Here is a 7,940-nt window from a genome sequence, read left to right on the forward strand (position 1 = left end):
GGGCCGCCCACATGTCCATCACCTCGACCCATGTCGGCAGCCCCCGTAGCCGGGTGGACGGCCACGCCAAGGTGACCGGCACGGCGACTTACGCCGCCGAGTTCACCGCCGAGGGCCTGCTGCACGGCGTCGTCGTCTCCGGCACCGTCGCCAAGGGGCGCATCAAGTCCATCGACATCACGGCCGCGATGGCCGTGCCCGGCGTCGTGCAGGTCTTTACCCATAAGAACCGCCCCCGCACCGCCTGGCGCGGCAAGGCCTATCAGGACGAGGTGGCGCCGCCCGGCACGCCCTTCCGCCCGCTGCACGATGAGCGGATCGTCTATAGCGGCCAGCCCGTCGCCCTGGTGGTGGCGGAGGACTTCAACACCGCCCGCCACGCCGCCACCCTCGTCCGCGTGGAGTACGTGGCCGAGCCGCACGAGACGGACCTGCTGGCCGTGCGCGACAAGGCCTATGAGCCGCCGAAGAAGCGCTCCGGCATCTCGCCGCCGCCGAAGGCCCGGGGAGACATGCGGACGGCCTTCGCCGAGGCGCCCTACAAGGTGGAGAACGAGTACCGGATCGCGGTCGAGCACCACAATCCCATGGAGATGCACGCCTCCACGGTGGTGTGGGAGGGGGACGGGAAGATCACCGTCCACGACAAGATCCAGGGGGCGCAGAACACCCAGTCCTACGTCAGCAGCGTCTTCGGGCTTTCCCCCAAGGACGTGCGGGTGATTGCGCCCTTCATCGGCGGCGCCTTCGGCTCCGGGCTGCGGCCGCAGTACCAGCTCACCCTTGCCGTCATGGCGGCGTTGGCGCTGAAGCGCTCCGTCCGCGTGACGCTGACGCGCGACCAGATGTTCACCTTCACCCATCGCCCCGACGTGCTGCAGGCGATCGCGCTCGGCGCCAATCCGGACGGCACGCTCCAGGCGCTCCGGCACGAAGGCGTCAGCGGCACCTCCACCTACGAGGATTACCAGGAGGTGGTGGTGAACTGGTCGAACGGCCTCTACCACTGCGACAACATCGAGATGATCTACAAGGTGGCGAAGCTGGATACCGCCACCCCCGGCGACATGCGCGCGCCCGGCGCGCCCACCGGCCTCTTCGCCATGGAATCCGCCATGGACGAGCTGGCACACAACTTGAAGATGGACCCGCTCCAGCTCCGCCTGCGCAACTATGCGGAGATCGACGAGAACACGGGCAAGCCCTTCACGAGCAAGGAGCTGCGCGCCGCCTACCAGCTCGGCGCCGAGCGCTTCGGCTGGTCCCGCCGCAACCCCGAGCCGCGCTCCATGAAGGAGGGGCGGGAGCTGGTCGGCTACGGGATGGCCTCCGGCATGTGGGAGGCGCAGATGCAGAAGACCTCCGCCCGCGCCGTGCTGACGGCGGACGGAAAGCTGGAGGTTGGCACCGCCTCCGCCGATATCGGCACCGGCACCTACACCATCCTGACGCAGATCGCCGCCGACGCGCTCGGCCTGCGGATGGAGGAGGTCACGGCAAAGCTCGGTGACTCCTCCCTGCCGACCTCGCCGGTGGAGGGCGGCTCCTGGGCCGCGGCCTCCGCCGGATCGGCCGTGCAGCTCGCCTGCAACACGGTGCGGGAGAAGCTCTTCTCCTATGCCCGTTCCATGGATGACTCGCCCCTGGCGAATGCCAGCCTGGAGCGGGTGATGTTCCGGGACGGCCGGATCGCGCTGATCTCCGACCCCACCCGCTCCGTCTCTATCCCAGAGGCGATGCGCGCCGGCGGCGTGGACCGGATCGAGGCGGAGGAGACCGCGACCCCGAGCAAGCTGGTGCAGCTCCGCTACTCCGCCTTCACCCACTCTGCGGTCTTCGTGGAGGTGCGGGTGGACGAGGAGCTGGGCGTCATCCGCGTGACGCGGGTGGTGAACGCGGTCGCGGCGGGGAAGATCCTGAACCCGAAGACCGCGCGATCCCAGGTGCTGGGCGGCGTGGTCTGGGGGATCTCGATGGCGCTGCACGAGGAGTCCATGGCGGACCACAACCTCGGCCGCTTCATGAACCACAACTACGCCGAGTACCACATCCCCGTGAATGCCGACATCCACGACATCGACGTGATCTTCGTGGAGGAGAAGGACGACAAGGCCAGCCCCATCGGCGTGAAGGGACTGGGCGAGATCGGCATCGTCGGCACGGCGGCCGCCATCGCGAATGCGGTGTTCCATGCCACCGGCAAACGGGTCCGCACGCTGCCCATCACCATCGACAAGCTGTTGGAGTGATCGGGGCGTCGCTTACGGTGCCTTAAGGAGTGGATGCGATCCTGATCCCAGGGATCGCATCAAGAGACATGGTCATGTTGGACGGGTTCACGGTCCGCGCGATGGGGTTGGCAATGCTCCTCGTCCTCGCCGTTCCGGGCGGCGCAGGGGCCCAGCCGCAGCCGGCCGCCTTCTCCGAGGATGCGGAGGCGCTCGGCCGCCTGGCGGTCAGCATGCTCGGCACGGCGGCGGGGCAGGCCCAGGCCTGCGGCCAGCACGGGGTTGCGGCGGAGATGCTCCAGGACGCCCGGACCTGGGTGTCCGTGCACGCCGTGCCGATCGAGCCTGAGGCGACGCGGCTCGCATGGAATGCCGTCTTCGACGAGGGGGTGCGGGCCGGTGTGCGGCAGGCCATGCGGCTGGGCTGCGGCGAGGGGCGCTGGGTCAGCCTGGCCAGGGGGGCCGAGGAGATCGGCCGCAACATTCCCGTCCGCCTGCCCGGGCAGACGCAGTTGGCCACTGCTCCGGTGCGCTGACCCATAGGGGTGACGCGAGCGGACTCTCCCCGAGCATCACCCTTGAAACGCATCAGTGCCGGCGGCTGCGGCGCGGCGCCTCGGCGCCCTCCGCCTCGTCGTCCAGCACCAGCTCCTCCGTGCCCATCCGCCAGGTCGCGTTCCAGCGCCGCGGCTTCCCGCCCCGGCAGCGCAGCAGGTCCAGCGTCCATTGCGGGTCGCCCAGGTTGTGCGGGGCGCCGCCGGCGCGTCCCGTGACGCGCCAGCGCGTGGTGGCCAGGGACGGCCCCGAATCCGACCCCGCATCATCCTTCGTCTCGCGCAGCAGAAGGCCGATCCCGCCGCCCGTCTCGGCGGCCAGTTGCAGCCGCCGCACCGCGGTCGCGTCCGGGTTCTCCCACAGCAGCAGCACGCCCGACACGGCGGGGCAGCGCAGCGCCTCCTCGGTCGCCCAGAGCGCGTCCGCCGCGGTCTGCGGCTGCGCCAGGACAAGCTGGGATGGGGAGAGGCCGAAGCGCATCAGCCCCGGCGGCCAAGCATCCACCTCCCGCGCGATCCAGAACACCGTGCCGCCGGAGCGCGCGAGGAGCAGCGCCGCGAAGCCGGTCGCAGCGCCGCCCGAATCGGACAGGATCTCATGCAGGGAGGCCCGGGCCAGCCCGCCGCCGGGCAGGGCCTCGTCCATCCCGGGGCAGAGGGAGATGGCCGGGGGCGGTTCCCGCTCCGTCAGGCCGCTGCGCTCGATCCGCGCGACGCGGGCGCGCAGCGCCGCCAGCACCGCCCGCCGGTCGAGCGCCCCGTCACGACCAGGCCCGCCCGCACCGGTGCCGGTCGGGTCCGGATCGGCCGGGGAGGGGAGGGACGGCGAATCGGGGGGCATAGTTGTTCATACTATGTTCCCGAGCGCCCGCCACGCCTTTCCGGCCGCCCCTTGAACGTGGGGCGGGCCGGAAAGGGTCGGGTGCGGACGGTCAGCTGTCCGCGCGGATGTTGTTCTCCCGGATCACGGTCGCCCACTTCTCCACCTCCTGCCGCAGGAAGGCCTCCGTGTCGGCGGGGGAGGTGGTGGTCACCGTCGCGCCCTGCTCCTGCAACCGCGCCCGGACCGCCGGCTCGGCGGCGATCCCCGCGATGACCGTCTGCATGCGCTGCACGATCGGCGCCGGCACGCCGGCCGGGCCGAGCAGGGCCCAGTAGGTCAGCGCCTCGAAGCCCGGGAAGCCGAGCTCCGCGAAGGGGGCGACGCCGGGGAGGTATGTGGAGGGGCGCGCCGAGCTGACGCCGATCGCCCGCAGCGCGCCGCTCCGGACATGCGGGAGCACGATCACGATGTTGGACATGAACAGCGGCAGGTGCCCGCCCAGCACGTCCTGCAGGGCCGGCCCGCCGCCGCGATAAGGCACGTGGACGAGCCGGAAATCGCCGCGCTGCTGCAACAGCGTCGCGGAGATGTGGGCGAGGCTGCCCGTGCCCGTCGTGGCGTAGTTGAGCGTCTCCGGCGCCGCCTTCGCCGCGGCCACCAGCGCCTCCATCGTCCGGTAGGGCGTGGTGGGCTGGGTCAGCAGGGCATAGGGGCAGGTCCCGACGACGGTGCAGAAGCTGAAGGCCTGCATCGTCTTGTAGGGCAGTTCCAGCAGCGTGTCGTTCGTGGCGACCGTGTCGTTCGCCAGCAGCCAAGTATAACCATCCGGTGCGGAGCGCGCCGTCTCGGTGGAGCCGACGCTGCCGGAGGCGCCGCCGCGGTTCTCCACGATCACGCTCTGCCCCAGCACTTCTTGCAGGCGCGGCTGGAGGATGCGGGCGACGACGTCGTTGGAGCCGCCGGGCGGATAGGGAACGATGATCCGCACGGGACGGGCGGGCCAGTTGCCCTGCGCCGAGGCGATCTGCGGGGCCGAGAGGCCGGCAGCGACCGTGGCGATCAGGGTACGACGCAGCATGGATGCTCTCCCGCCTGTTCTTGCTCGACGGGCAACCCGATCGCGTTCCTCGTTCCGGGCGCGGTGCCGATGGCCGACCATAGCCGCCCGCCGGCGTGCATAGCAAAACGCGCTTAGCAAAAGAGGCGGGCGCCACATCGGCGCCCGCACCGGTCATCCCCGGCGGGTGGTAATGTCCCAAGGTGCGCGGTTCGCCTCGCGTGCCGCCTCGGAGCGGCTGACGCCGATATCCGCCAGCATGCGGTCATCAAGGGTGGCCAGCAGGCGGCGCTCCTCGATCGCGCGGACCATGCGCGCGAACGTCTTCATCCAGAGCCCCCCCTGGGTGCTCCGGACCGCGGCGCGATCGAAGGCGGGATGGTGGATGACGTGACCGGACATGGTGGGCAGCTCCTTCTCTGATGTGGCCCACGAGAAAGATCGGTGCGGATGCAGCATAAGGGAAACGAGTTGTTTTGAATCGCGGCATCAGCAATGCTGATGACGCCATGCTGAACATTCCTGCTGGAATCGATCCTGATCTGCTGCGCTCCTTCGTGCTGGTGGCCGAGGGCGGCAGCGTCACCCGGGCGGCCTCGCGCGTCGGACGCACGCAATCCGCGGTGTCCATGCAAATGCGACGGCTGGAGGAAGCGCTCGGCCAGCCCCTGCTGCTGCGCGGTCCCAAGGGGCTTTCTCCCACCCCGCACGGCACCTGGCTGCTCGACCGCGCGCGCCGCCTGCTCGCCATGCATGACGAGATCGTGACCAACTTCCGCACGCCGGAGATCGCGGGCCATGTCCGGCTCGGTTCCCCGGACGACTACGCGCTGGTCTGGCTGCCCGAGATCCTCGCCGCCTTCGCCGAGTCCCACCCGGCGGTGGAGGTGGAGGTCATCTGCATGCCTTCCACCGAGCTGCTGGAACGCTTCGAGCGCGACGAGCTCGACCTTACCCTCTACTCCTACGGCAATGAGCGGAGCCCGGCCGTCGGGGCGGAGCGGCTGTGGCGCGGTCCGCTGCGCTGGGTCGGCTCGGCGGCGCGGCCGGTCCACCTGATGCGGCCGCTGCCCTTGGCCCTGTCCCATAACGGCTGCATCTGGAGCCGCGCCGCTACGATCGCGCTGGAGAGGGCGGGCGTGTCCTGGCGCATGGCCTATTCCTCCGCTTCCCAGACCGGGACGCATGCCGTGGTGCTGGCAGGCCTCGGCGTTACGGTGGGGCTGAACGCCTCCCTCCCGCCGGGGCTCCGCCTGCTGGGGGCGGAGGATGGGCTGCCCGAGCTGCCGGAACTCGAGATCGCCCTTCTCCGCAACCCCGACCTGCCCGCAGCCTCCGCCCTGGCGGCCCGTATCAAGGCCGGTTTCGAGGCGCGCCGCGCCCCGCCGGCGATGGCCGCCTGACCGCGCCTCCATCCCGGCCGGCACCTTGAAGCCCGGCGCGCGCGCGTGGTCATGTGCGCGCCGACAAGGAAAAGCGTCCGGGAGAGGCAGTTGATGATCCTTCGCCGCAGGAGCCTGATCGTGGCCGGTGCCGCGGGCCTGGCCATGCCATCGGTGCTCCGCGCCCAGGGGAGCGGCACCGGCTCCTGGCCGGAACGCCCGATCCGCCTGATCGTGCCCTGGCCGCCAGGCGGCTCCACCGACACGGTGGCGCGCATCTTCCAGCCCCGCCTCGTGGAGGTTCTCGGCCGCCCGATCATCATCGAGAACCGCGGTGGCGCCTCCGGCGCCATCGGTGCCGGGGAGGCCGCGCGCGCGGCGCCGGACGGCTACACCTGGATGCTTGCCTACGACAACGAGGCGACGAACCAGACCGTCATGCGCCTGCCCTACCGCGCGCTGGAGGCCTTCGTCCCCATCTCCCTCGTCGCCACCGGACCTCTGGCGCTGGTCGCCCACCAGTCCAGGCCGTGGCGCAACTACGCGGAACTGGTGGAGGCCGCGAAGCGCGCGCCCGATACGCTCAACTACGCCACCTCGGGCGTGGGCGGGCTCGCCCATGTCTCGACGACGCTGCTCCAGCAGCGCGGCGGTTACAGCATGGTGCACGTCCCCTACCGCGGCGGCGGCCCGGCCGTGCAGGACGCCGTGGCGGGCCATGTGCCGCTTTTCATGTCGAACGTGGTCATTATCTCCCAGCACATCCGGGCCGGGGTGCTCCGCCCCCTGGGCGTGACCACCCGCACCGAGAGCCGCCACGTTCCCGGCACCCCCTCCTTCGCCGAGCAGGGAGTGGCCGACTTCGAGGCGCCGACCTGGTGGATGCTGATGGGCCGCGCCGGCACGCCGGAGCCGATCGTGGAGCGGATGCGGACCGCCATCCGGCAGGTGGTGCAGGAGCCCGACGTCAAGGCGAAGATCGAGGAGCAAGGGGCCGACGTCGTGGCCTCGGACGGGGCGGCCGCCACCCGATTCTTCACCAATGAGGTGGAGAAGTGGGCCAGTGTGATCCGTGCCGCCGACATCCGCGCCGACGGTTAGGGATTTGTTCGGGTCCCAGCAGGAGAGGGCGCGTTTCGCGGCCCTGATGGAAGAGGGCGCCGTCATCCGGCGCCGCCTCGCCACCGAGGCGACCGACACCGTCCTGGCGGTGGTCGCGGTCTGCGAGGCGGCCACCCGGTCCGGCCGGCGTCTCTTCTTCTGTGGCAATGGCGGCTCGGCCGCCGACGCCATGCACCTGGCGACCGAGTGGACCATCCGCCTGCGCGGCGCGGTGGAGCGTCCCTCCTGGCCGGCTGTCGCCCTGGGCGCCGATCCGACCGCGCTCACGGCGGCCGGCAACGACTATGGCTTCGCCGAGGTCTTCGCCCGGCCGCTCTCCGGCCTGGGCGGGGCAGGGGACGTGCTCTTCGGCATCACCACCAGCGGCCGGTCTTCCAGCGTGCTGCGGGCCCTGGCCGTGGCGCGGACGATGGGCATCACCACGGTGGGCCTGCTGGGGGCCGGCGGGGGGCCGGCGCTCCCCCTCTGCGACCACGCGCTGGTCGTGCCGAGCGCGGAGACGGCCCGGGTGCAGGAAGCCCACATCACCCTCGGTCATGCGATCCTGGAACTCGTTGAAAACAGGCTCGTTCCCGCCGCCTCATGACGCCTGCGGAAAGTGAGGCAACTCGGCGAAAAAGGGTTTGACGGGGTCGTCCGACCCCCATATAAGCCGCCCCACACCGACGGCGCGGAACGCTCCGCCCGCCGGCCCCTCCCTCGGCAGCAGGGGTTCATCGCCAAGTGGTTCGAAAGAGCCGCTGGGCGACGCTTCTGCCTCTGACGGACGGGGTT

Annotated in this window: 8 protein-coding genes; 5 read left to right on the forward strand and 3 right to left on the reverse strand. The window is 70.9% G+C overall.

Features of this window, described 5'->3' with window-relative positions; translation table 11 throughout:
• The first annotated feature begins 11 nt into the window (after nucleotides 1-11).
• Complete coding sequence (locus ACP6CK_RS28510; RefSeq protein WP_426956720.1) at nucleotides 12-2,249, forward strand: xanthine dehydrogenase family protein molybdopterin-binding subunit; 2,238 nt, start codon at nucleotides 12-14, stop codon at nucleotides 2,247-2,249.
• 74 nt (nucleotides 2,250-2,323) lie between these two features.
• Complete coding sequence (locus tag ACP6CK_RS28515; protein ID WP_426956721.1) at nucleotides 2,324-2,764, forward strand: hypothetical protein; 441 nt, start codon at nucleotides 2,324-2,326, stop codon at nucleotides 2,762-2,764.
• A 52-nt stretch (nucleotides 2,765-2,816) separates the two neighbouring features.
• Here ACP6CK_RS28515 and ACP6CK_RS28520 read toward each other — a convergent pair whose 3' ends face one another.
• The 3 genes from ACP6CK_RS28520 to ACP6CK_RS28530 form a co-directional block, all read right to left on the reverse strand.
• Nucleotides 2,817-3,623 carry an ImuA family protein gene (locus tag ACP6CK_RS28520; RefSeq protein WP_426956722.1) on the reverse strand — a complete coding sequence of 269 codons (807 nt, stop codon included), beginning with the start codon at nucleotides 3,621-3,623 and terminating at the stop codon, nucleotides 2,817-2,819.
• A 91-nt stretch (nucleotides 3,624-3,714) separates the two neighbouring features.
• Entirely contained in the window at nucleotides 3,715-4,683 is a 969-nt protein-coding gene (locus ACP6CK_RS28525; protein ID WP_426956723.1) for a Bug family tripartite tricarboxylate transporter substrate binding protein, read from the reverse strand.
• A gap of 153 nt (nucleotides 4,684-4,836) precedes the next feature.
• Nucleotides 4,837-5,064 (reverse strand): DUF1127 domain-containing protein, encoded by a 228-nt coding sequence (locus ACP6CK_RS28530; protein WP_426956724.1) that lies wholly within the window; start codon nucleotides 5,062-5,064, stop codon nucleotides 4,837-4,839.
• 107 nt (nucleotides 5,065-5,171) lie between these two features.
• Here ACP6CK_RS28530 and ACP6CK_RS28535 point away from each other — a divergent pair, with 107 nt between their 5' ends.
• The 3 genes from ACP6CK_RS28535 to ACP6CK_RS28545 all read left to right on the forward strand — a co-directional run bounded on the left by ACP6CK_RS28535 (nucleotide 5,172) and on the right by ACP6CK_RS28545 (nucleotide 7,752).
• Nucleotides 5,172-6,065 (forward strand): LysR substrate-binding domain-containing protein, encoded by an 894-nt coding sequence (locus tag ACP6CK_RS28535; protein WP_426956725.1) that lies wholly within the window; start codon nucleotides 5,172-5,174, stop codon nucleotides 6,063-6,065.
• A gap of 93 nt (nucleotides 6,066-6,158) precedes the next feature.
• The gene (locus ACP6CK_RS28540; protein WP_426956726.1) at nucleotides 6,159-7,145 is read left to right on the forward strand and encodes a Bug family tripartite tricarboxylate transporter substrate binding protein; all 987 of its coding nucleotides are present in this window, start codon (nucleotides 6,159-6,161) and stop codon (nucleotides 7,143-7,145) included.
• Nucleotides 7,146-7,149: 4 nt separating this feature from the next.
• Nucleotides 7,150-7,752 carry a D-sedoheptulose-7-phosphate isomerase gene (locus ACP6CK_RS28545; protein ID WP_426956727.1) on the forward strand — a complete coding sequence of 201 codons (603 nt, stop codon included), beginning with the start codon at nucleotides 7,150-7,152 and terminating at the stop codon, nucleotides 7,750-7,752.
• Nucleotides 7,753-7,940 lie beyond the last annotated feature (188 nt).

The sequence above is a fragment of the Muricoccus radiodurans genome (assembly GCF_050154705.1).
GTDB classification, from domain to species: Bacteria; Pseudomonadota; Alphaproteobacteria; order Acetobacterales; family Acetobacteraceae; genus Roseomonas; species Roseomonas radiodurans.

What these genes read in the sequence shown, in the direction of transcription:
- ACP6CK_RS28510 (WP_426956720.1), top strand. Translation starts at nt 12, where the DNA reads ATGTCCATCACCTCGACCCATGTCGGCAGCCCCCGTAGCCGGGTGGAC.
- ACP6CK_RS28515 (WP_426956721.1), top strand. Translation starts at nt 2,324, where the DNA reads ATGTTGGACGGGTTCACGGTCCGCGCGATGGGGTTGGCAATGCTCCTC.
- ACP6CK_RS28520 (WP_426956722.1), bottom strand. Translation starts at nt 3,623, where the DNA reads ATGCCCCCCGATTCGCCGTCCCTCCCCTCCCCGGCCGATCCGGACCCG.
- ACP6CK_RS28525 (WP_426956723.1), bottom strand. Translation starts at nt 4,683, where the DNA reads ATGCTGCGTCGTACCCTGATCGCCACGGTCGCTGCCGGCCTCTCGGCC.
- ACP6CK_RS28530 (WP_426956724.1), bottom strand. Translation starts at nt 5,064, where the DNA reads ATGTCCGGTCACGTCATCCACCATCCCGCCTTCGATCGCGCCGCGGTC.
- ACP6CK_RS28535 (WP_426956725.1), top strand. Translation starts at nt 5,172, where the DNA reads ATGCTGAACATTCCTGCTGGAATCGATCCTGATCTGCTGCGCTCCTTC.
- ACP6CK_RS28540 (WP_426956726.1), top strand. Translation starts at nt 6,159, where the DNA reads ATGATCCTTCGCCGCAGGAGCCTGATCGTGGCCGGTGCCGCGGGCCTG.